Here is a 21,915-nt window from a genome sequence, read left to right on the forward strand (position 1 = left end):
TGGTGGTTCATCGTCAGGAGACAGAAGAGGTGGTCGTCGTACTCGGTGACGGTCTTTCCGGGCCAGTGCTTGTAGACCGCGCCGACCTCGAACTCCTCGTAGGTGCGTCCGAACTGCATGGTGCTCAGGCCTCCGGGGCTTCGAACTTGGAGGTGCGCTGCATGCCCGCGGCGCGTCCCTTGCCGGAGATGACGAGGGCCATCTTGCGGCTGGCCTCGTCGATCATCTCGTCGCCCAGCATCGCCGAGCCCTTCTTGCCGCCGGCCTCGGACGTGTAGAAGTCGTACGCGTCCAGGATCAGCTCGGCGTGGTCGTAGTCCTCCTGCGAGGGCGAGAAGATCTCGTTCGCCGCGGCGACCTGGTCCGGGTGCAGCACCCACTTGCCGTCGAAACCGAGGGCCGCGGCGCGCTTCGCGACCGCCTGGTAGCCCTCCTGGTTGCGGATCTGCAGGTAGGGGCCGTCGATCGCCTGGAGGTTGTTGGCGCGGGCGGCCATCAGGATCTTCATCAGGATGTAGTGGTAGGCGTCGGCGTCGTAGCCGGGCGGCTGCTCGCCGACGACCAGGGACTTCATGTTGATGGAGGCCATGAAGTCGGCCGGGCCGAAGATGATCGTCTCGACGCGCGGCGAGGCCTGCGCGATCGCGTTGACGTTGTTGAGGCCCTGCGCGTTCTCGATCTGCGCCTCGATGCCGATCTTGCCGGTCTCGAAGCCCATCGTCTTCTCGATCTGCGTGAGCAGCAGGTCGAGCGCGACGATCTGCTGGGCGTCCTGGACCTTCGGCAGCATGATGCAGTCGAGGTTCTGGCCCGCGCCCTCGACGACCGTGACGACGTCGCGGTACGTCCACTCGGTCGTCCAGTCGTTCACGCGCACCACACGAGTCTTGCCCGTCCAGTCACCCTCGTTGAGGAACTTGACGATGGTGTGCCGCGCTTCCGGCTTGGCGAGCGGCGCGCAGGCGTCCTCCAGGTCCAGGAACACCTGGTCGGCGGGCAGGCCCTGGGCCTTCTCCAGGAAGCGGGGGTTCGACCCCGGGACCGCGAGACAGGAGCGGCGGGGGCGGAGACGGTTGATGGGCGCGGTCATGCGGGGACCTCCAGAGGGTCGAGCTGGTTCGCTTGCCGGATCTCGTCGACGATACGTCCGATGATCTCCGTGATGCCGAAGTCCTTGGGGGTGAAGACGGCGGCCACGCCCGCGCGCTTCAGGTCCTCGGCATCGCCGTTGGGAATGATGCCGCCGACGATCACCGGGATCTCGGCGGCGCCCGCCTCGCGCATCCGGTCGAGGACGTCGGGCACGAGCGCGGCGTGCGACCCGGAGAGGATCGACAGGCCGACGCAGTGCACGTCCTCGGCGAGCGCGGCGGACACGATCTGTTCGGGCGTGAGCCTGATGCCCTGGTAGACCACCTCGAAGCCCGCGTCACGGGCCCGGACGGCGATCTGCTCGGCGCCGTTCGAGTGCCCGTCGAGGCCCGGCTTGCCGACCAGGAGGCGCAGCTTGCCGCCGAGCTCGTCGCCGGTGCGCCGGACCTTCTCGCGGACGAGGGCGAGCGGCGTGCCCTGCTCGGCGGTCACGGCGACCGGCGCCGACGAGACGCCCGTGGGGGCGCGGAACTCGCCGAACACCTCGCGCAGCGCCTCCGACCACTCGCCGGTGGTGACGCCCGCGCGGGCGCACTCCAGGGTGGCCTCCATGAGGTTGCCCGTGCCGGACGCGACCTCCTTGAGGCGCTCCAGGGACTGCTGGGTGGTCGGGTAGTGGAACGGGTCGCCCATGCCCTGCCGGTCCGAGGACTCCTGACGCGTGGTGCGCCACTCGCCGATGGCCCGGACGACCTTCTCCTCGACGGCGTGGTCCACCGTCATGATCGCGGTGTCCAGGTCGGCGGTGAGCGGGTTCGGTTCGGTCGACTCGTAGATGTTGACGCCTACGATCTTCTCCTCGCCGCCCTCGATCCGGGCGCGCCGTTCGGCGTGCGAGGAGACGAGCTGCGACTTGAGGTAGCCGGACTCGACGGCGGCCATCGCGCCGCCCATCTCCTGGATCCGCTGGATCTCGGCGACGGACTCGGCGACCAGTGCGTCGACCTTCTTCTCGATGACGTGCGAGCCGGCGAAGATGTCGTCGTACTCCAGCAGGTCGCTCTCGTGCGCGAGGACCTGCTGGATGCGCAGCGACCACTGCTGGTCCCAGGGGCGGGGCAGGCCCAAGGCCTCGTTCCAGGCCGGGAGTTGGACGGCGCGGGCGCGGGCGTCCTTGGACAGCGTCACGGCCAGCATCTCCAGGACGATGCGCTGGACGTTGTTCTCCGGCTGCGCCTCGGTCAGGCCCAGGGAGTTGACCTGGACGCCGTAGCGGAAGCGGCGCTGCTTGGCGTTCTCGATGCCGTACCGCTCGCGCGTCACCTGGTCCCAGATGCGGCCGAACGCCCGCATCTTGCACATCTCCTCGATGAAGCGGACGCCCGCGTTCACGAAGAACGAGATGCGCGCGACCACGTCACCGAACTTCTCCGGCGGCACCTGTCCCGAGTCGCGCACGGCGTCCAGGACGGCGATCGCGGTCGACATCGCGTACGCGATCTCCTGGACCGGGGTGGCCCCGGCCTCCTGGAGGTGGTAGCTGCAGATGTTGATCGGGTTCCACTTCGGCATGTGCCGGACCGTGTACGCGATCATGTCGGTCGTCAGCCGCAGGGAGGGACCCGGCGGGAACACGTGCGTGCCCCGCGACAGGTACTCCTTGACGATGTCGTTCTGCGTCGTGCCCTGGAGCTGGGTGATGTCCGCACCCTGCTCCTCGGCGACGACCTGGTAGAGCGCCAGGAGCCACATGGCGGTGGCGTTGATGGTCATCGAGGTGTTCATCTGCTCCAGGGGGATGTCCTGGAACAGCCGGCGCATGTCACCGAGGTGCGAGACCGGCACCCCGACCCGGCCGACCTCGCCGCGGGCGAGGATGTGGTCCGGGTCGTAGCCGGTCTGCGTCGGCAGGTCGAACGCGACCGACAGCCCCGTCTGGCCCTTGGCGAGGTTGCGCCGGTACAGCTCGTTGGACGCCTCGGCCGTGGAGTGACCGGCGTACGTGCGCATGAGCCACGGCCGGTCCCTTTCCTTTCGCCCCTGCGACTCGGTCTGACGCTCAGTCATGTTCCGCTGCTCCTCAGGGATTCAGATGTTGCGGAAGCGGTTGATGGCGTCGATGTGCTTGGCGCGCAGTTCCTGGTCGCGCACGCCCAGGCCCTCCTTCGGGGCCAGCGCGAGGACGCCGACCTTGCCCTGGTGGAGGTTGCGGTGCACGTCGTAGGCGGCCTGGCCGGTGTCCTCGAGGGAGTACACCCTCGAGAGCGTGGGGTGGATCTTGCCCTTGGCGACCAGGCGGTTCGCCTCCCACGCCTCGCGGTAGTTGGCGAAGTGGGAGCCCACGATCTTCTTGAGGGACATCCACAGGTAGCGGTTGTCGTACTCGTGGTTGTAGCCCGAGGTGGAGGCGCAGGTGACGATCGTGCCGCCCTTGCGGGTGACGTACACGGAGGCGCCGAAGGTCTCGCGGCCCGGGTGCTCGAAGACGATGTCGACGTCCTCGCCGCCGGTGAGTTCACGGATGCGCTTGCCGAAGCGCTTCCACTCCTTCGGGTCCTGGGTGTGCTCGTCCTTCCAGAACTTGTAGCCCTCGGCGTTGCGGTCGATGACCGCCTCGGCGCCCATGGCCTCGCAGATGGCGGCCTTCTCCGGGCTGGAGACGACACAGATCGGGTTGGCGCCGCCGGCGAGCGCGAACTGCGTGGCGTACGAGCCGAGGCCGCCGCTGGCGCCCCAGATCAGGACGTTGTCGCCCTGCTTCATGCCGGCGCCGTTGCGCGAGACGAGCTGGCGGTACGCCGTGGAGTTGACGAGCCCGGGTGCGGCCGCCTCCTCCCAGCTCAGGTGGTCCGGCTTCGGCATCAGCTGGTTGGACTTGACGAGCGCGATCTCGGCGAGGCCGCCGAAGTTCGTCTCGAAGCCCCAGATGCGCTGCTCGGGGTCGAGCATCGTGTCGTTGTGCCCGTCCGAGGATTCCAGCTCGACGGAGAGGCAGTGCGCGACGACCTCGTCGCCGGGGTTCCAGGCGTTGACGCCCGGCCCGGTGCGCAGCACGACGCCCGCGAGGTCGGAGCCGATGATGTGGTACGGCAGGTCGTGGCGCTTGGTGAGCTCCGACAGGCGTCCGTAGCGCTCCAGGAAGCTGAAGGTGGACACCGGTTCGAAGATCGAGGTCCAGACGGAGTTGTAGTTCACGGAGCTGGCCATGACGGCCACGAGCGCCTCGCCCGGACCGAGTTCGGGGACCGGCACGTCGTCCAGGTGGATGGACTTGCGGGGGTCCTTGTCCCGGGTTTCGAGGCCGGCGAACATCTCCGTGTCTTCCTTGTGCACGGTGATGGCGCGGTACGACTCGGGGAGCGGCAGAGCGGCGAAGTCGGCAGAGGTCGACTCCGGCGACTGAATCGCGTCCAGGATTTCCTTCACGGTGTTGCCTCCGGCGATCCGTCCCAGGGGGACGTTGAGGGGTACGTCGGTGTGGAGAGCTGCTGTGTGGGTGAAGAGGTGCCGTCGGTTCGGCGGGGTCTTGCTACGGCAGCGCTTGGTCGGCGCGAGAAGTTTGCCTGTGACGCAGGCGTCCGGGCGCGCTCGCCACGGCGTGTGGTGGCTTGCGGGGACAGCCGGCGTACGGAAGTTCTCTGCACGCCGGCCGCCCGGACACATTCAACGTATGGCACCGCGTGCCAGTCGGCAAGACACTGGGTGCCACCAATTTTTGAGCGATGATCGATCAGTGCAGGTCAGGGGTGGTGTGGCTCGTGGCACCGGAGGTCATCGGCGGCTCTGATCCGCGCACCAGGAGCCCCGTAGGAGCCCTGTAAGGGCCCAGCGGGGGGTTCACAGAGGCCTCCAGGAGGTCCGGGGATGCGGGAGGCCGGGGGCGTGGGAGGCGCAGCGCGAGGGCCGCGTGCGGATCGTGCGGATCGTGCGCCTGGAAGGGCCGGGCAGATCTTCGAGCTCGGCCTCCGCCGGAGCGGCGCCGCAGCCTCTCGGACGCAGGGCGCACCGATCGCGGCGGACGGCCTGCTGGGGGTGGCGGCGTGCGCCTGGAGGGGCCGGGCAGATCTTCGATCTCGGCCTCCGCCGGAGCGGCGCCGCAGCCTCTCGGACGCAGGGCGCACCGATCGCGGCGGACGGCCTGCCGGGGGTGGCGGCGCTTGCCGAGCGGGAGGCCGGGCGGCCGGGCCGCCGGGGAGCGCCGCGCGTGCCGGGCTTCCCGATGGGGTGTCAACAGCCTCTGGGCGCGGCGCAGTTCATGGAATTCCTGCCGGGAACGCCCCGGCAAGGCCCAAGGCCTAGCCGCGGTCCCGGAGCGCCTTCTCGATCGTTTCCATGATCTCGTCCAGCGGCGCGTCCGTACGCGCCACGGTGACCAGTACGTCGCCCCCGGTGCTCACCGAGGCCGCCGGCGCGGTGGAGGTGGCGATGTCCCGGCCCGCCCCGATGCCCGTACCGAACGTCTTGCGGACGATCGCGAAGGCGTGGTCGAGCTGGTTCTCCACGTCGCCCCGGCCGCCGGCCCGCAGCCAGCGCCGCAGCACGTGGTTGTGGGCGGTGACGACGGCGGACGCGGCGACCTCGGCGAGCAGCGGGTCGTCATTGCCGTGCTGGTGGGCGTGCTCGTCGAAGTGGCCCAGGAGATACCGCGTGAACAGCCGCTCGTAGCGGGCCACCGAGGCGATCTCGCGCTCGCGCAGGGTGGGGACCTCGCGCGTGAGGCGGTAGCGCTCCACCGCGACGGCGGGCGAGGCCGCGTACATCTTCATGACTTCCTTGATGCCGCGGCACACGGTGTCGAGGGGATGCTCGTGCGCGGGCGCCGCGTTGAGGACCGCCTCCACCCGGATCAGGGTGTCGTCGTGGTCCGGGAAGATCGCCTCTTCCTTGGAACGGAAGTGACGGAAGAAGGTCCTGCGGGCGACGCCCGCCGCGGCCGCGATCTCGTCGACCGTCGTGGCCTCGTAGCCCTTCGTCGCGAAGAGCTCCATCGCCGCGGCCGCCAGCTCCCGGCGCATCTTGAGCCGCTGGGCGGCGGCGCGGGAGCCCGCGGCGCTCTCCGGAGCGTCGGGCGTGGGCGTCGTACGGGAGGACTTGGCGGCCTTGGACATGCCATGAACGTACTGCATACGGGCGGTGGCGTGCGCCCGAGCGGGGTTCCCCCCGCCCGGGTCACGGACGGGGGGAGCGAGACCGGGCGGCCGGAGCAGGCCGCCCCAGTCGGTGGGCCGTCCGGTGCCGCTGCCCGTGGGCCGGTCAGCGCCGGGCATATTCGCGGAAGCCGCGGCCGGTCTTGCGGCCGAGGCAGCCCGCGGCCACCAGGTGCTCGAGCAGCGGCGCGGGGGCCAGCCCCGGGTCGCGGAACTCGCGGTGCAGGACCTTCTCGATGGCCAGCGAGACATCGAGGCCGACCACGTCCAGGAGCTCGAAGGGCCCCATCGGGTAGCCGCCGCCGAGCCTCATCGCGGCGTCGATGTCGTCGAGCGTCGCGTAGTGCTCCTGCACCATCTTGATCGCGTTGTTCAGGTACGGGAACAGCAGCGCGTTCACGATGAAGCCGGCGCGGTCGCCGCAGTCCACCGGGTGCTTGCGGATCTTCGCGCACACCTCGCGGACGGTGGCGTGCACGTCGTCGCCGGTCAGCACCGTCCGCACGACCTCGACGAGCTTCATGGCGGGGGCCGGGTTGAAGAAGTGCATGCCGATCACGTCCTGCGGGCGCGAGGTCGCGCGGGCGCAGGCCACGACGGGCAGCGACGAGGTCGTGGTGGCCAGGACGGCGCCGGGCTTGCACACCTTGTCGAACGTCGCGAAGAGCTCCCGCTTGATCTCCAGGTCCTCGGCGACGGCTTCGAGCGCCAGGTCGACGTCCGAGAAGGCGTCGTACGAACCCGCCGGACTGATCCGGTCCAGGGTCTGCGCCGCCGCCTCCGCGGTCATGCGGCCCTTGTCGACAGAGCGCGAAAGCGACTTGCCGATACGGGACTTGGCCTTCTCGGCCTTCTCCTCGCTGCGGGCGGCGAGCACCACGTCGTAGCCGGCCTTCGCGAAGACCTCCGCGATGCCGGACGCCATGGTCCCGGAGCCCGCGACGCCGACCGAGCGGATCGTGCGAGCGCCGTCCACGACCTCGCCCGCGAGCGGGGTGAGTGCGTCCCGCACCACCTCGGAGCTGCCCGGCTCCGCGTACGTGTAGAAGCCGCGCCCCGACTTGCGGCCGGTCAGCCCCGCCTCGCTGAGCTGCTTGAGGACGGGCGACGGCGCGTGGAGGCGGTCGCGGGACTCGGCGTACATGGCGTCGAGGACCGTGCGCGCGGTGTCGACCCCGATGAGGTCGAGCAGCGCGAGAGGGCCCATCGGCAGGCCGCAGCCCAGCTTCATCGCGGCGTCGATGTCCTCGCGCGACGCGTACTTCGCCTCGTACATCGCGGCCGCCTGGTTGAGGTAGCCGAACAGCAGGCCGTCGGCGACGAAGCCGGGCCGGTCGCCCACCGCGACGGGCTCCTTGCCGAGTTCGATGGCGAGATCCGTGACCGCCGCGACGGCCGTGGGCGCGGTGAGCACCGACGAGACCACCTCGACGAGCTTCATCGCGGGCGCCGGGTTGAAGAAGTGCAGCCCGAGGACGCGCTCCGGGCGGGCCGAGTCGGCGGCGAGCCGCGTCACGGACAGAGCGTTGGTGCCGGTCGCGAGGATCGTCCCGGGCCGCACGACGGCGTCGAGGTCCCGGAAGATCTGCTGCTTGATGTCGTAGGACTCGGGGGCCACCTCGATGACGAGGTCGGCGTCGGCCGCGGCCTGGAGGTCCGTGAAGGTGCGGAAGCGGGCGAGGATGCCTTGGCGCTCATCCTCGGTGAGGCGCTCGCGGCGCACCGCACGCGCCGTCGAGGCCTCGAGCGCGGCGACGGCCTGGGCGGCGGCGGCCTCACTGACGTCGATACCGATGACTTCACGGCCGGCGCGGGCGAGCACCTCGGCGATGCCGGTGCCCATCGTGCCGAGACCGACGACCGCGACGGTCGGGAGGGTGGCCGGGGAAGCGGGGGACAGAGGAGCGTCCATCTGAGGACTCCAGGAGGGGAGGGGTGACGACTGAGGGGCGCACATGGATACGCCGACGGGCGTACGCAGTGCGGGAGTTCGAGTCCGGACGCGACGCACACAGGCGTCCGGTGAATCGGTGAGATGGAGATCCGGCGGTGGCTCTGTCCCGGAGCCTCGCCGTACTGCGGTACCTGAGGCACCGAACCGACTGACACTCTCGGCGGCTGCGTCACCAGGCCGCCAGGAGTGGGGTGCGGGGAGTGTGCCCCGCTCACTTGAGGTTAACCGGCGAGTAATGAGCGCGCCAGTCCCCGGCGTTCATCAGTCTCTGTGATCTACGTCGCCGGGGCCCGCCGCCTGTCTACGCTGGACGGCATGGACGAAGAGTTGCGATCGGTCACGGAGCGCTTACGAGCCGAGTCGGGCGCCTCCCCGCTGCTCGACCGCCTGGCGGCGACCGGCGACGTCGACGAGCTCGCGGCCGCGCTGACCGAGTCGGGACAGCCACTGTGGGCGCGGGAGCTGGCCGCGTACCGCCTCGGAGTGGCGGGGGACCGCCGGGCCTTCGAGGCGCTCGTCCTGCTCCTCAACCACCGCGACCCGGCACGCTGTGCCACCGCCGCGCACGCCCTGGCCGCGCTCGGCGACCCGCGCACCGCGCGTGCTGCCGCGGCGCTCGCCACGAACGAGCTGCGGGTCGCCTACGCGCTGCACCCGGTGCGGCTCCTGGCAGCGCTGCGCGCTCCCGAGTCCGCGCCCGCACTCATCACCACCCTGGAGCGGCGCCTCGGCCCCCGCGACCCGTACCGCGCGGTCGCGCTCGCGTGCGTGGAGGGGCTCGGCGGCCTCGGCGACGCCCGCGCCCGGCCGGCCCTGACCGCGGCCCTCGCCCACCCGGCCCTCGCTCAGGCCGCGGTACGCGCGCTCGCGCGACTGCCCGAGCAGCGTGAGAGCTGAGGCCCGAGCACTGAAGCCCGAGCTTCAGCGGCGGACAGCGCGCACGTAGCGCACCTCCGGTACGGGTTCCCCGTCCACCTCGTACGGTTCCTCGGCGCCGTCCGGGGTGAACCCGGCGCGCTCGTAGAACCTGCGGGCGCGGGCGTTGCCCTTGAGCACCCACAGCCTTATCCGCTCGTACCCGGCGTCGGCGCAGCGGTCCAGGCAGGTGTGCAGGAGGGCGCGGCCCACGCCCGTGGACAGCTGGCCGTCGTGCACGTAGATCGCGTACAACTCGGCTTCCCCGGGCGGGAGATCGTCGTCCCGGGACGGGCCGTGGCAGGCCCAGCCGACGAGGTCGCCGGCGCGTTCGGCGACCACGTTCACCACGGACGAACCGGCCAGCGCGAGACGCTCTCGGCGGCGCGCCGCGTCTTCCTCGATGCTCAGCGCGGCCAGGTAGGACGCCGGCATCAGGCCCGCGTACGCCGTCCGCCAGCCGCGGACCCGGATCCCGGCCACCGCCTCGCAGTCGGCGTCGGCCATGTCCCGGACGCGGATCTCCTGTGCCGGGACCGCAGCAGGGACGGTGCCGTGGGGTCGAAGGGTGCTCATGCGCCCATCGTGACCCGGCGGACACCGCCCCTGCCAGGGTGTGGCAGCACGGGAACTGCTCAGCCGCGGTAGCCCATCAGCCCGTGCAGACGCACGCCCCGTGACGGGGGCGGACCGGCGGCCTTCTTCGCGAGCGGCTTCGGCTCCGGCAGCTTCTTGCACGTCGCGTCGGCCTCGCCGCTGCCGCGCGGTACCTTCCCGGACCGCAGATAGTCGGCCAGGTAACGGTCCAGGCAGGCGTTCCCGCTCAGGCTGATGCCGTGGTTCTCACCGCCCTGCTCGACCACCAGGCTGGAGCCGCGCAGCTCGCGGTGGACGGCCACCCCGCCCTCGTAGGGCGTGGCGCCGTCTTCGGTGGCCTGGAAGAGCAGCGTCGCAGGCAGCTGGTCGTTGGACACGTCCGTCGGGGCCAGCCGGCTCGTCGGCCAGAACGCGCACGGCGCGTTGTACCAGGCGTTGTTCCAGGTGGAGAAGGGTGCCTTCTCGAACGCCCCCCAGTTGTCGTCGCGCCACTGGTTCCAGTTGCGCGGCCACCCGGCGTCGCGGCACTGCACCGCCGTGTAGACGCTGTAGCCGTTGTCGCCCGAGGCGTCGACGGCGCCGAACTCCTTGTACGCCGCGACGAGCGGTTTCGGGTCCTTGTCCTTCACGTACGCCGCGAACGCCTTGGCCAGATAAGGCCAGTAGCCGTTGTAGTAGCCGCCCGGCAGGAACGTGTCCTCCAGCTCGGCGGCCCCGACCTTCTTGCCCGCCGGCTTCTTCTGCACCGCGGCGCGCATCGCGTACCACTCGGCCTCGACCTTCGCCGGATCCTTGCCGAGCTTGTACGTCGCGTCGTGCCGCGCGACCCAGGCGAGGAACGCCTGGTGGCGGGCGTTGAACGCGTGGTCCTGCTCCATGTTGTCGTCGTACCAGACACCGCCCGGGTCGACGATCGAGTCGAGTACCAGGCGCCGCACGCGCTGCGGGTAGAGCTTGGCGTAGACGGCGCCGAGGTAGGTGCCGTACGAGTAGCCGAAGTAGTTGAGCTTCGGTGCGCCGAGCGCCGCGCGGATCGCGTCCATGTCCCTGACGGCGCTCACCGTGTCGAAGTACGGGAGCAGGTCCGCGTACTTCGTGGTGCACGCCTTCGCGAACGCCTGCGCGCGGTCGAGGTCGGCGCGCTCGATCGCGGGGGTGGACGGCACGCTGGGCGGGCGCACGGTGGCGAAGTGCTTGGGCCGGCAGTTCAGGGCCGGTCTGCTCTTGCCGACGCCGCGCGGGTCGAAGCCCACCACGTCGTACTGGGAGGCGACGCTCTTCGGCAGCTCGCGGGCCACGAAGCCCGCCAGCGTCAGGCCGCTGCCGCCGGGTCCGCCGGGGTTCACCAGGAGCGGGCCCTGCGAGGTCTTCGCGGTGTGCCGGACGCGGGACAGAGCGAGCGTGATGTGTTTGCCGTCGGGGTGGTCGTGATCGAGGGGCACCCGCACCGTGGAGCACTGGAGCTTCGGGTATTTCTCGGTGGCGCAGTCCTTCCAGGTGAGGGCTGCGCGGTGGACGGAAAAGGTCGGGGCCGCGGCGGCCGGGGCCGAGGCGAGCAGGCCGGCCACCGCGGTGGCGGCACCGCACATGGCGACTGTGCGTTTCTTCATCGGGCCTCCCAGGACGGAGGGTTCGGGGCCGCGAGCGCGCGGCCCCCGCGGCATGGTCCCCGAATCCATGCCGAGAACGTCCTGTTCTGTGGAGAGTTGACCCGATTGGCGTGTGTGGCCGGGGGAGCGGGATCAGAGGAGCGTCAGCTGGGTGGCGGCGGGGGCGGGCTCCGGCTCCTGGCGGGCACGCAGCCGCCGCGGGGCGTCCGCCCGCGAGGGGCCGATGCCGAACTCCTCGGCCAGTTCGTGCACCTGACGGGTGATCCGGCGCTGGTACCACTTCGGGGCGTACGCGCCTTCCGCGTACAGCCGCTCGTAGCGCCGCACGAGGTGCGGATGGTGGTGCCCGAGCCAGGACATGAACCACTCGCGCGCCCCGGGCCGCAGATGCAGCACGAGCGGGGTCACGGAGGTCGCTCCGGCCGCCGCGACGGCCCGCACGGTCTCCCGCAGCTGCCCGGGGTGGTCGCCCAGGAACGGGATCACGGGGGCCATCAGGACCCCGCAGCCGATGCCGGCCTCGCCGAGGGCGCGGACGACGTCGAGGCGCCGCTCCGGCGCGGGCGTACCCGGCTCGACCGTGCGCCACAGCTCGCGGTCGACGAAGCCGACGGACACGGAGACGCCGACCTCGGTGACCTCGGCGGCCTGCCGCAGCAGGTCGAGGTCGCGCAGGATCAGCGTGCCCTTCGTGAGGATCGAGAACGGGTTCGCGTAGTCCCTGAGCGCCTCGATGATCCCCGGCATCAGCCGGTAGCGCCCTTCCGCACGCTGGTAGCAGTCCACGTTCGTGCCCATCGCGATGTGCTCGCCGTGCCAGCGGCGCGAGGCCAGATGGCGGCGGAGCAGATCCGGCGCGTTCACCTTCACGACGATCTGGCTGTCGAAGCCGAGGCCCGTGTCGAGGTCCAGATAGCTGTGTGTCTTGCGGGCGAAGCAGTAGACGCACGCGTGCGTGCATCCCCGGTACGGGTTGACCGTCCACTCGAACGGCATGCGGGAGGCGCCGGGCACGCGGTTCACGATCGACCTGGCCCGGATCTCGTGGAAGGTCACGCCGGCGAATTCAGGCGTGTCGAAGGTGCGGGTGGTCACGGTGTCCGCGCCGAACAGCGCGGCGTCCGTGACCCTCCCTGTCGGGATTTCGGCGGGATTCTCCGTGAGGTTCTCCCAGCGCATGACGCCTCCTAGCTAGCACTGGGCACAGAATAGAACACATGTTCCCTTGATCGTGCGACCCCGATTTTGGCGGCCGATGCGGAGGGTGGTTGGCTTGGGCCCTCTCTCGAACACCGAGAACACCGACTGCTGGAGGAAGTGCCATGGCGCAGGTCGAGGCCATCACGGAGCGGGTCATCGCCGCCAAGCCGGACGACGTATTCGACGCGCTCGCCGACTACAGCGGCACGCGCGCGAAGCTGCTGTCCGAGCACTTCAGCGAGTACGAGGTCCGCGAAGGCGGCGACGGCGAGGGCACGCTCGTCCACTGGAAGCTCCAGGCCACGAGCAAGCGGATCCGCGACTGCCTCCTCGAGGTCAGCGAGCCCACCGACGGCGAGCTCGTCGAGAAGGACCGCAACTCCTCGATGGTCACCACCTGGCGCGTGACCCCCGCGGGCGAGGGCTCCTCCCGGGTCGTCGTCAGCACTGTGTGGAACGGCGCGGGCGGCATCGGCGGCTTCTTCGAGAAGACCTTCGCCCCCAAGGGTCTCGGCCGCATCTACGACGCCGTCCTCGCGAAGCTCGCCGCCGAGGTGGAGAAGTGACCCCTGTGTAGTACCTGGGTGCAGTGCCTCGGTGTAGTACCCCGACGCAGTACCCCGAGGTAGTGCTCACCGTTTCGAGTGGTTTTCCGTTCGCGCGCGGTTGTACGCCGTAGGGCTCCCACCGGCGCATTCGCGCCTGGAACCCGCCGGAGCCGCCGCTCGTCGCGCTTGCCCGCAGTTGTCGCGTAATGCGAGAAATATGCGGCGCAGGCGCGACGAGGGGAGCGACAGGTGGGCACGACGACGCTGGTGACGAATGAGCCGGGGGCGGTGCCGGCGACGGAACCGAACCCGCTCCCCGAGCCCCAACCGGCCGCGGAGCAGCAGCAGTTCCCCGACCACGGCCTGAGCCCCCGCCGGGTCCGGATGGTCTTCGTCGGGCTCATGCTGGCGCTGCTGCTCGCCGCGCTCGACCAGATGATCGTCGCCACCGCGCTCCCGAAGGTCGTCGGCGAGCTGCACGGCCTCGACAAGATGTCCTGGGCGATCACCGCCTATCTCCTGACCGCCACCATCGGCCTGCCGATCTACGGAAAGCTCGGCGACCTCTTCGGCCGCAAGGGCGTCTTCCAGTTCGCCATCGCCGTCTTCGTCGTCGGCTCCGCACTGGCCGGCTGGTCGCGCAACATGGACGAACTCATCGCGTTCCGCGCCGTCCAGGGCATCGGCGCCGGCGGACTCATGATCGGCGTGCAGGCGATCATCGCGGACATCGTGCCGCCCCGCGAACGCGGCCGCTATATGGGCCTCATCGGCGCCGCGTTCGGCCTCGCGTCCGTCGCGGGCCCGCTGCTCGGCGGCTACTTCACCGACCACCTCACCTGGCGCTGGTGCTTCTACATCAACGTGCCCTTCGGCCTGGTCACGCTCGCCGTCGTCACCGTCGTCCTCAAACTGCCCCGCCCGAAGGTCAAGGCCAGGCTCGACGTCCTCGGCGCCCTGCTGCTCGCGGCCGCCTCCACCTGCCTCGTCCTGCTGACCAGTTGGGGCGGCACGGAATACGCGTGGGGTTCCCGCGTCATCCTGGGGCTCGCCGCCGGAGCGGCCGTGACGGCCGTGCTCTTCCTCGTCGCCGAGCACTTCGCCGCCGAACCCATCATCCCGCTGCGACTGTTCCGCGACCCCGTCTTCAACATCACCAGCCTCGTCGGCATGGTCATCGGCATCGCCCTTTTCGGGGCGGCCAGTTACCTGCCGACCTTCCTCCAGATGGTCGACGGCGCGAGCGCCACCGAGTCCGGGCTGCTCATGCTCCCGATGATGGGCGGCATCGTCATCGCCTCGATCGTCTCCGGCCAACTCATCAGCCGCACCGGGCACTACAAGGTCTACCCGATCGTCGGCGGGGCCCTCTCGACGGCGGGCATGTGGCTCCTGTCCCGCCTCGAGGTGGACACCCCGCGGCTGCACTACAGCCTCTTCATGGCCGTACTCGGCGCGGGCATCGGCCTGATCATGCCGGTCCTGATCCTCGCCGTGCAGAACGCCGTACGCCCCGCCGACCTCGGCACCGCGACCAGCGCCAACAACTACTTCCGGCAGATCGGCGGCAGCGTCGGCGCCGCGATCTTCGGCACGCTCTTCGCCGACCGGCTCGCCGACGCCCTCGCGGACCGGCTGCCCAAAGGGGCGGGCCTGCCCGACCCGGAGTCCATCACCCCGCAGCTCGTCCACGCCCTGCCGCCCGCACTGCGCGACGGCTACATCCAGGCGTACGCCGACGCGATGCCCCGGATCTTCCTCTACCTCGTCCCGGTGCTCGTCCTCGGCCTCGTGATCGCCTTCTTCCTCAAGGAGACACCCCTGTTGTCCAGTGCCGCCCCCCACAGCGCCCCGAGCGGCGAGGCCGCCTCCGTCCCGACCCAGTCCCGCGCCGCGTACGGCGCCGGAGTGCCGGTCTGCGGCATGGTCCAGCACGCCGACGGAACCGCGGTGCCGCGCGCCGCGCTCACCCTCATCGACGTCGGCGGCCAGCAGATCGGCCGCGGCGCGAGCGGCGACGACGGCCGGTACGCGCTGTCGACGCCCGGCTCCGGCAGTTACGTCCTGATCGCGGCGGCGGGCGGACACCAGCCCCAGGCCGTGACCGTCACCGTCGGGGAGCGGCCCGTCGACCTCGACGTCGTCCTCGGCGGCGCCGGCCGGCTCGCCGGAAGCGTGCTGACCGCCGACGGTACGCCCGTGCGCGACGCCACCGTCACCCTGACCAACGTGCACGGCGAGGTCGTCGCGACGACCCGCAGCGGGCGCGAAGGCAGCTACGTCATCACGGAGTTGGTGGCCGGCGAGTACACGCTCGCCGGGAGCGCGCCCGCGTTCCGTCCCGCCGCGCTCCCCGTCACCGTGATGGCCGCACGCGAGACCCGCCAGGACGTCGAACTCGCGGGCGGCGCCGTGCTGCGCGGCACGGTCAGGGCCGGCGGCGGACGCCCCGTCGAGGACGCGCGCGTGACCCTCCTCGACGCGGCGGGCAACGTCGTCGACACCCTCACGACCGGTGCCGACGGCACGTTCCGCTTCGTCGACCTGTCGTCGGGCGAGTACACCGTGATCGCCGCCGGCTACCCGCCGGTCGCCACCGTGCTGCACATGGCGGGCGGCGGCCGCACGGAGCGCGACCTGCAACTGGGGCACGAGGACTGAGCGTTGGGGCCGGGCAGGGCGCCCGGACCCCGGGCGCACCGGGCGCCCGGTGAATTCGGCCGATGCAGCCCCCTGTACCCCTGTACCGCGTACGGTGGAACGGGATAGGGCCGAACCGAATGACGCTCGGTCGCCGCGCAGGGAAGGGAGCGCAGGCCATGCACAGTGGCACCGGGTCGGCCTCGCAGCGCCCCGTGCCGGGCCGCGTACCCCTGGCCGTCGTCGTGGTCGACGGCGACGGACTCGTCTCGCACTGGAGCACCGGCGCGCGCCGCCTCTTCGGCCCCGCGCGCGAGGAAGCCGTCGGCCGCCCCGCCACCGACCTGCTGCCCGTCTCCGGCGCGTTGTCCGACGGGCGGCCGGACCCCGAAGGCGCGTACGACGGGCTCGGCCCCGACCTGGAGTCCTCGCTCGACGGGCGGGCCTCCTACCCCGCCGCGGGCCGCGCCCGCCTCGAGGCCCCGCGTCGCGAGCGCATCGACGTCCTGTGGTGGGCCTACCCGCTCGTCGGCCCCGGCCCGGAGAAGCTGCTCGTGCTCGCCGCCGACGCCGGCCGGCTGCACGCCGAGGACGTGCCCGACGGGCACCCGATGGAGCGCATCGCGCCCGGTTTCGCCCTGCACACCGACTTCCCCGGAGCCGACCAGCTGGCCCGCGGACTCCCCGCCATCCTGCCCAGCATGAGCGTCGGCGAGAGCGCCCGCATCGTCTCCCAGGTACTCGAACTGGGCTATCCCGTCCTGGAGTTCAGCCTCCACGACCGGGTCCCCGTCACCGCCGACTGGGGAGTTCCCCGGCGCGCCGAGCGCAAGGCCCGCAGAGAGGAGGCGGCCCGCGCGGCCGCCGCCGGACTGCCCGCGCCGCGCCGAGCCCCCGACGACGAGGCGGACGACGCGGACGAGCTGGAGTACGCGGCCGTCCGCGAACACCTGGAGTTCCTCAACGAGGTGAGCGGGCGCATCGGTTCGTCCCTCGACCTGTCCCGCACGATCATCGAGGTCAGCCGGGCCGTCGTACCGCGCTTCACGGATGTCGCGGGCACCTATCTGCGCGAACAGGTCGTCGCGGGCGAGGGTTTCCCCGAGGGCCCGCCCGACGCGACCACGATGTGGCACCGCGTTGCCCTGGAGCACACGGACGAGCCCGGCCGCTGGGACGACGTCGTACCCGTCGGCGAGTCGATGCCGTTCCCCGCGCACACGCCGTTCTTCCAGTGCATGACCTCCGGGCAGCCCGTCCTCGTCCCGCGCATCACCGAGGAAATGGGCAACGCGATCGCGTCGCAGTTCGAGAAGCGCGACATCAGGCCCCTCATCACCAACCGCTCGATGCTGGTGGTGCCCCTGAAGGCGCGCAACGTCGTCCTCGGGTTCATGATCCTGCTGCGCCACCGGGAACGCCCGGTCTTCAACGACATGGACCGGGTCACCGGCGCCGAACTCGCCGCTCGCGCGGGCCTCGTCCTCGACAACGCCCGCATGTACACGTACCAGGAGAGCGTCGCCGAGACCCTCCAGGACAGCATGCTGCCGCGCATCGAGCCCCGCATGCCCGGCTGCGACATCGCCACCCGCTATCTGCCCGGCACCCTCCTCGGCCGCGTCGGCGGTGACTGGTTCGACTCGATCAAGCTCCCGGGCTCGCGGACCGCTCTCGTCGTCGGCGACGTCATGGGCCACGGGCTCAACTCGGCGGCGATGATGGGCCAGTTGCGCACCGCCGTCCAGACCATGGCCGCCCTCGACCTGCCGCCGGCCCAGCTCCTGCGCAACCTCGACGACCTCGCCCAGCGCCTCGGCGAGCACTACCTCGCGACCTGCCTCTACGCGGTCTACGACCCGATCGCGAACGAGCTGGAGCTCGCCAACGCCGGGCACATCCCGCCGGTCCTCGTCCGCGCCGCGGACGGCCGCAGCGAACTCCTCGAACTGCCCACCGGCGCCCCCATCGGCGTGGGCGGAGTCCCCTTCGAATCGGTCCGCGTCCCGATGGCGCCCGGCGACCGGCTCGTCATGTGCACCGACGGCCTCGTCGAGGTGCGCGGTGAGGACATCGGCGTCGGCCTCGCCACGCTGTGCGAGTCCGCCGCCCACCCCGCGGCCTCCATGGACGCCGCCTGCGACACCATCATCAGATCCCTCAACACGCGCGGCGGCCGCAAGGACGACGTCGCCCTCCTGATGGCGCGGCTCAACGGCATCGCGCCCGAGGACGTCGCCCACTGGAGCGTCACGCCCGATCCCGCCGAAGTGCCCCGTACGCGCGCCCTCGTCCGCGACCAGCTGACGGCCTGGGGCCTCGGCGCGCTCACGACCGTCGCGGAGCTGATGGCAGGGGAGCTCGTCGCCAACGCCGTGCGGCACGCCCGTACCCGCAGGGTCGATGTACGGCTGGTGCGCTCGGGGACCCTGGTGTGCGAGGTCGAGGACGACGACCGGCGGCTGCCGACGCTGCTCAACGCGGGTCCGGGCGACGAGTTCGGGCGCGGCCTGCATGTCGTGAGCGCCCTCGCCAGGGAGTGGGGCACCAGCGGCACCGGCTCCGGGAAGACCGTGTGGTTCGAACTGGCTTTGCCGAGGGCGTAGTTGGGCGTGCGGGCGCGGCGGGCGTACACGTATCGAATGCGGCGTGAAGGTATGCGCCGGGTGCTTGTGGGCGGGACCCGCGCGCGGTAGACCGATCTTGCCGTGCCACCGCACCCCGGGAGCTGCAGATGAGCGTGACGAGTCGGTACAAGGACGCCTGGGAGAGCTTCTGGCGCGAGGCTCCCGGCGAACCCGGCGGAGTCTTCTGGGACGCCGAGCCCGCCCTCGCCGCGGGTGTCCATCTCGCCCTGTTCGAGCCGCACTTGGCGGCCGGGCTGCCCGTCGTGGACCTCGGCTGCGGGAACGGCACCCAGACCCGCTTCCTCGCCGGCCGCTACCCGCACGTGGTCGGCGCCGACCTCTCCGCCGCCGCCCTTGACCACGCCCGGCGCGCCGACCTTGCGGGCCAGGCCGACTTCCGCCAGCTCGACGCCACCGAGCAGACCGAGGCCCACCAGCTGCACGCCGAACTCGGCGACGCGAACGTGTACATGCGGGGCGTGCTGCACCAGTGCGAGCCCGACGACCGGCAGCCGGTGATCGACGGCATCGCGGCCCTGGTCGGCGAGCGCGGGCGTGCCTTCGTCGTGGAGCTCGCCGAGGCCGCCCGGCCTGTCCTGATGTCTCTCGCGCAGAGCCCCACGGGCCCGCCTGCGAAGCTGGCACCGGTCTTCGCGCACGGCATCGCACCCGGCGAGGTGTCCGACGCGGCGGTCCCCGACTACGTACGCTCGGCGGGCCTCGACGTGCTCGCGAGCGGCGAACTCCCGCTCACCACCACCGAGTACGCGCCCGACGGCACCCGCATCGAGCTCCCGTCACGATGGCTCGTCGTGGGGCGGGCACACTAGGGCCTCCCGTTCGGACCTGAGCCGCCGCAGGCCCAGGCGGTGCAGGGCGTTGCCGAGCGGGCCCAGGAGATGCGGGCAGAGCGGCCGGCCGCGCGGGAGCGGGACGCCGTCGTGCGCGGTCACCGCGAGGAAGAAGCCGCGCCCGGGGCGGGTCTGGAGGGTGGTGTTCCAGCGGTAGCCGTGGCCCTGGGCCAGCGCGACCCGCACCGCGCGCCGCCCGAGCCCTTCCTGCCGGCGTGACTCCAGGATCCAGATGCCGAGGAGCCGGCCCGTGCGGCACGGTGCGCACAGGCGGAAGCGGACCTGGCCGACTAGCGTGCCGCCCTCGTCGTGGAGCAGCACCTCACCGGCGCCGCGCGCCGTACGGGGAGCGATGCTCGTGACGCACACCGGCCCGGACGGTGACGCCGGCGGGCCGGGGCCCATGGGGGATCGACCGGCCCGTCAGTCGCGCGAGTTGCCGAAGAGCAGGCGGTAGCCGATGAGCAGCACGAGCGAGCCGCCGATGGCCGCGATCCAGGTGGTCCCGTCGAAGAACTGGTTCTCGATCGGGCGGTCGAGGAAGCGTGACGAGATCCAGCCGCCGACGAACGCGCCGGCGACCCCGATGAGGGTGGTGCCTATCAGGCCGCCCGGGTCGCGGCCGGGGAGCAGGACCTTGGCGATGACTCCGGCGACGAGGCCGAGGATGATCCAGCTGATGATGCCCACGTGTGCGTCGTTCCCCTCGGTGATGAGTGGTGCCTTGTTCTTGTACTTGGTAGCGCTAGCACTAGTGCTCTTGCTGTGCTCCGGCTGTGCTTCAGCTGTGCGTTGCGAATTTGCGCAACTGTACAGACAGAGGTGAAGACGTCGTAGGGGACCGGTCGGTTGCACGGGTTCGGCCGTGGCGCGTCATCCGTAGGAGAGGTTCGAGCACAGGCTGTCGTCGGCGGAACGGGCCTCGTCGGAGACGTCGGACGGTACGGCGGTGGGCTCCGGCGACGCCGTGGCGGCGGTCGACGGATGGTCCGCGTAGTCCTGTCCGAGAATCGCCCTGATGCCCGCCGTCGAGGTCTCTTCGAGGCGTGCGCCCGGGAACCGCTGGGCGAGCGTGCCCGCTCGCGTCTTCTCGCCGGGGCCGTACTGGATCAGGGTGGTGGCCTGGCCCTGGGTGCTCGCCGTCGCCGTGCCCGTGACGGTGAACCCGTCGTCCTCAAGGGCGCGCGCGGCCTGGGCGGCCAGCCCCATGACGGTCGTTCCGTTGTAGACGGTGACGCGGATGCCGTCCCCCGGATTCGGCGCGGCGGAGCGCGCGTGGGAGGGGGCCGGCGCGGCGCCCTTCCTGCCGCTGGCGTCCTTCCCGTCGAGGGTCCGGTCCTCCCTCAGTGACGCCCACAGGGCGTCGGCGTCCGGTTCGACGACCGCCACGCGGCTTCCCTCGTAGCGCCAGGGGATGGTGACGAACTTGGTGTTGTGGAGGTCGACGTTCTTGAGGGACATCGCGAAGGAGAGGAGCTTGTCGGCGGAGCCGAGGCCGGGGTCGACGGTCATCGACCGCGTGGCCGCGTTCGCGAGCGGCAGGAGCCTCGTGGGCGTCAGGCCATTGCTCCTGACCTCCTTGATCAGGCTGCCGACGAAGGCCTGCTGGCGCTTGATGCGGCCGATGTCGGAGCCGTCGCCGATGCCGTGCCGCAGGCGGACGTAGTCGAGGGCCTTCTGCCCGGAGACGCTCTGCTCGCCGCGCGGGAACAGGAGCTTGCCGGGGGTCGTGCGATGGGGGTTGAGGTCGCGCTGGTAAATGGCCTGCGGGAGGCACACCTTCACCCCGCCGACGACGTCGGTCAGGGCGGCGAAGCCCTTGAAGTCCACGACGACGGTGTGGTCGACGCGCAGGCCCGTCAGCTTCTCCACGGTGTTCTGTGTGCAGGCGGGGTTGCCGCGGGCGGTCTCGCCGGTCGAGTACGCGGCGTTGAACATCGTGTCGGGCCGCGTCCTGGTCCAGGTGCCGTCGGGCAGTTTGCAGGGCGGGATCGTGACCAGGGTGTCGCGCGGGACGGACACCGCGACGGCGTTGCGATGGTCGGCGTAGACGTGGAGCAGGAACGCGGTGTCCGAGCGGCCGATGTCGCTCTTGTCGCCGCCGCCGAGCGCCTCGTTGCCGCCGGTGCGCGCGTCGGAGCCGATGACGAGGACGTTCTCGCCCTTCGAGTCGCCGTCCGGGCGGTCGCCGGAGATGCCGTCCGCGCTGAACGTGTTGATGTCGCCGCCGAGTTTCAGATACACCCAGCCCACGCCACCCGTCAGGAGGACGAGCAGGGACAGGGCTATCGCGAGGGTGAACCGCAGGCGGCTGCGCCTCGGTCGCGCCGCGCGTGCGGCGGACGCGGACTTCGCGCCGCCGCCTCGGCGCGCGGGTGCCGACTGCTCACGGGTGCCTGCCATGGGGTGCGCCCTCACTCGGGTCCGGGGTTGTACAGTTGCGCAATGTAGCAAGCTTCCTGGTGGGTGCCTTTCGTGGCGTCCACCTCATCCGAAGAGACGAAGGGTGGGGCGAAAATGTTCCGCAACGGTCTGGAACCCTGGCACCTGCTCATCGTGGCGATCGTCGTCATCGTCCTGTTCGGCTCGAAGAAGCTGCCGGACACGGCGCGCGCGCTCGGAAAGTCGCTCCGGATCCTCAAGAGCGAGACGCGGGCCATGAAGACGGACGAGGTCGAAGAGGGCCGGGACCCGGCCGCGTCCTGACGGGAGAAACCCCCCTGACCGAAGGGGC

At 71.2% G+C, this 21,915-nt stretch carries 17 protein-coding genes and 1 pseudogene; 6 read left to right on the forward strand and 12 right to left on the reverse strand.

Going from position 1 to position 21,915, the window contains the following annotated elements:
• The 6 genes and pseudogenes from AC07EJ_RS28790 to AC07EJ_RS28815 all read right to left on the reverse strand — a co-directional run.
• Positions 1-119: pseudogene (locus AC07EJ_RS28790) on the reverse strand (MaoC family dehydratase); the annotation flags it as partial.
• A 5-nt stretch (positions 120-124) separates the two neighbouring features.
• A complete protein-coding gene (locus AC07EJ_RS28795; RefSeq protein ID WP_389483109.1) occupies positions 125-1,090 on the reverse strand; it encodes an HpcH/HpaI aldolase/citrate lyase family protein in 966 nt (321 codons plus the stop codon).
• Positions 1,087-3,159, reverse strand: a complete 2,073-nt coding sequence (locus AC07EJ_RS28800) for a protein meaA (RefSeq protein ID WP_389483106.1) — start codon at positions 3,157-3,159, stop codon at positions 1,087-1,089. Before AC07EJ_RS28800 ends, AC07EJ_RS28795 begins: the two co-directional genes overlap by 4 nt.
• A gap of 21 nt (positions 3,160-3,180) precedes the next feature.
• Positions 3,181-4,518, reverse strand: coding sequence for a crotonyl-CoA carboxylase/reductase (ccrA, locus tag AC07EJ_RS28805; RefSeq protein ID WP_389483103.1), 1,338 nt, complete (start codon positions 4,516-4,518; stop codon positions 3,181-3,183).
• Between the two features lie 869 nt (positions 4,519-5,387).
• A complete protein-coding gene (locus tag AC07EJ_RS28810; protein ID WP_389483101.1) occupies positions 5,388-6,218 on the reverse strand; it encodes a TetR family transcriptional regulator in 831 nt (276 codons plus the stop codon).
• Positions 6,219-6,345: 127 nt separating this feature from the next.
• A complete protein-coding gene (locus AC07EJ_RS28815) occupies positions 6,346-8,151 on the reverse strand; it encodes a 3-hydroxyacyl-CoA dehydrogenase family protein (RefSeq protein WP_389483098.1) in 1,806 nt (601 codons plus the stop codon).
• A 357-nt stretch (positions 8,152-8,508) separates the two neighbouring features.
• On the opposite strand from AC07EJ_RS28815, the gene AC07EJ_RS28820 reads away from it, so the two are divergent.
• Positions 8,509-9,090 carry an adenylosuccinate lyase gene (locus AC07EJ_RS28820; RefSeq protein ID WP_389483096.1) on the forward strand — a complete coding sequence of 194 codons (582 nt, stop codon included), beginning with the start codon at positions 8,509-8,511 and terminating at the stop codon, positions 9,088-9,090.
• A gap of 24 nt (positions 9,091-9,114) precedes the next feature.
• Here AC07EJ_RS28820 and AC07EJ_RS28825 read toward each other — a convergent pair whose 3' ends face one another.
• The 3 genes from AC07EJ_RS28825 to AC07EJ_RS28835 form a co-directional block, all read right to left on the reverse strand.
• Positions 9,115-9,684, reverse strand: coding sequence for a GNAT family N-acetyltransferase (locus AC07EJ_RS28825; RefSeq protein ID WP_389483093.1), 570 nt, complete (start codon positions 9,682-9,684; stop codon positions 9,115-9,117).
• A gap of 59 nt (positions 9,685-9,743) precedes the next feature.
• Entirely contained in the window at positions 9,744-11,315 is a 1,572-nt protein-coding gene (locus AC07EJ_RS28830) for an alpha/beta hydrolase (protein ID WP_389483090.1), read from the reverse strand.
• Positions 11,316-11,447: 132 nt separating this feature from the next.
• Positions 11,448-12,494 (reverse strand): Rv2578c family radical SAM protein, encoded by a 1,047-nt coding sequence (locus tag AC07EJ_RS28835; protein ID WP_478885346.1) that lies wholly within the window; start codon positions 12,492-12,494, stop codon positions 11,448-11,450.
• A gap of 143 nt (positions 12,495-12,637) precedes the next feature.
• On the opposite strand from AC07EJ_RS28835, the gene AC07EJ_RS28840 reads away from it, so the two are divergent.
• From AC07EJ_RS28840 to AC07EJ_RS28855, 4 genes are all read left to right on the forward strand, one after another.
• On the forward strand, positions 12,638-13,081 hold the full coding sequence (locus AC07EJ_RS28840; protein WP_389483085.1) for an SRPBCC family protein: 444 nt from the start codon (positions 12,638-12,640) through the stop codon (positions 13,079-13,081).
• Between the two features lie 231 nt (positions 13,082-13,312).
• On the forward strand, positions 13,313-15,724 hold the full coding sequence (locus AC07EJ_RS28845) for an MFS transporter (protein ID WP_478885347.1): 2,412 nt from the start codon (positions 13,313-13,315) through the stop codon (positions 15,722-15,724).
• A gap of 158 nt (positions 15,725-15,882) precedes the next feature.
• Positions 15,883-18,309 carry an ATP-binding SpoIIE family protein phosphatase gene (locus tag AC07EJ_RS28850; protein ID WP_478885348.1) on the forward strand — a complete coding sequence of 809 codons (2,427 nt, stop codon included), beginning with the start codon at positions 15,883-15,885 and terminating at the stop codon, positions 18,307-18,309.
• A 128-nt stretch (positions 18,310-18,437) separates the two neighbouring features.
• Positions 18,438-19,160, forward strand: coding sequence for a class I SAM-dependent methyltransferase (locus tag AC07EJ_RS28855; protein WP_478885349.1), 723 nt, complete (start codon positions 18,438-18,440; stop codon positions 19,158-19,160).
• Here AC07EJ_RS28855 and AC07EJ_RS28860 read toward each other — a convergent pair.
• From AC07EJ_RS28860 to AC07EJ_RS28870, 3 genes are all read right to left on the reverse strand, one after another.
• Positions 19,128-19,550 (reverse strand): GNAT family N-acetyltransferase, encoded by a 423-nt coding sequence (locus AC07EJ_RS28860; protein WP_389483076.1) that lies wholly within the window; start codon positions 19,548-19,550, stop codon positions 19,128-19,130. The genes AC07EJ_RS28855 and AC07EJ_RS28860 overlap by 33 nt on opposite strands.
• Positions 19,551-19,604: 54 nt before the next feature.
• Positions 19,605-19,871: a GlsB/YeaQ/YmgE family stress response membrane protein gene (locus AC07EJ_RS28865; RefSeq protein ID WP_266675336.1), complete on the reverse strand. Its 267-nt coding sequence runs from the start codon at positions 19,869-19,871 to the stop codon at positions 19,605-19,607.
• 183 nt (positions 19,872-20,054) lie between these two features.
• Positions 20,055-21,584 carry an LCP family protein gene (locus tag AC07EJ_RS28870; RefSeq protein WP_478885350.1) on the reverse strand — a complete coding sequence of 510 codons (1,530 nt, stop codon included), beginning with the start codon at positions 21,582-21,584 and terminating at the stop codon, positions 20,055-20,057.
• A gap of 114 nt (positions 21,585-21,698) precedes the next feature.
• Between AC07EJ_RS28870 and tatA the strand changes: the two genes are divergently transcribed.
• Positions 21,699-21,887 carry a Sec-independent protein translocase subunit TatA gene (tatA, locus tag AC07EJ_RS28875; protein WP_478885351.1) on the forward strand — a complete coding sequence of 63 codons (189 nt, stop codon included), beginning with the start codon at positions 21,699-21,701 and terminating at the stop codon, positions 21,885-21,887.
• Positions 21,888-21,915 lie beyond the last annotated feature (28 nt).

It is taken from the genome of Streptomyces sp. NPDC045026 (genome assembly GCF_056432625.1).

What these genes read in the sequence shown, in the direction of transcription:
- AC07EJ_RS28800 (WP_389483106.1), bottom strand. Translation starts at nt 3,159, where the DNA reads ATGACTGAGCGTCAGACCGAGTCGCAGGGGCGAAAGGAAAGGGACCGG.
- AC07EJ_RS28825 (WP_389483093.1), bottom strand. Translation starts at nt 9,684, where the DNA reads ATGAGCACCCTTCGACCCCACGGCACCGTCCCTGCTGCGGTCCCGGCA.
- AC07EJ_RS28820 (WP_389483096.1), top strand. Translation starts at nt 8,509, where the DNA reads ATGGACGAAGAGTTGCGATCGGTCACGGAGCGCTTACGAGCCGAGTCG.
- AC07EJ_RS28835 (WP_478885346.1), bottom strand. Translation starts at nt 12,494, where the DNA reads ATGCGCTGGGAGAACCTCACGGAGAATCCCGCCGAAATCCCGACAGGG.
- AC07EJ_RS28810 (WP_389483101.1), bottom strand. Translation starts at nt 6,218, where the DNA reads ATGCAGTACGTTCATGGCATGTCCAAGGCCGCCAAGTCCTCCCGTACG.
- AC07EJ_RS28830 (WP_389483090.1), bottom strand. Translation starts at nt 11,315, where the DNA reads ATGAAGAAACGCACAGTCGCCATGTGCGGTGCCGCCACCGCGGTGGCC.
- AC07EJ_RS28840 (WP_389483085.1), top strand. Translation starts at nt 12,638, where the DNA reads ATGGCGCAGGTCGAGGCCATCACGGAGCGGGTCATCGCCGCCAAGCCG.
- AC07EJ_RS28855 (WP_478885349.1), top strand. Translation starts at nt 18,438, where the DNA reads ATGAGCGTGACGAGTCGGTACAAGGACGCCTGGGAGAGCTTCTGGCGC.
- AC07EJ_RS28850 (WP_478885348.1), top strand. Translation starts at nt 15,883, where the DNA reads ATGCACAGTGGCACCGGGTCGGCCTCGCAGCGCCCCGTGCCGGGCCGC.
- tatA (WP_478885351.1), top strand. Translation starts at nt 21,699, where the DNA reads ATGTTCCGCAACGGTCTGGAACCCTGGCACCTGCTCATCGTGGCGATC.
- AC07EJ_RS28795 (WP_389483109.1), bottom strand. Translation starts at nt 1,090, where the DNA reads ATGACCGCGCCCATCAACCGTCTCCGCCCCCGCCGCTCCTGTCTCGCG.
- AC07EJ_RS28815 (WP_389483098.1), bottom strand. Translation starts at nt 8,151, where the DNA reads ATGGACGCTCCTCTGTCCCCCGCTTCCCCGGCCACCCTCCCGACCGTC.
- AC07EJ_RS28870 (WP_478885350.1), bottom strand. Translation starts at nt 21,584, where the DNA reads ATGGCAGGCACCCGTGAGCAGTCGGCACCCGCGCGCCGAGGCGGCGGC.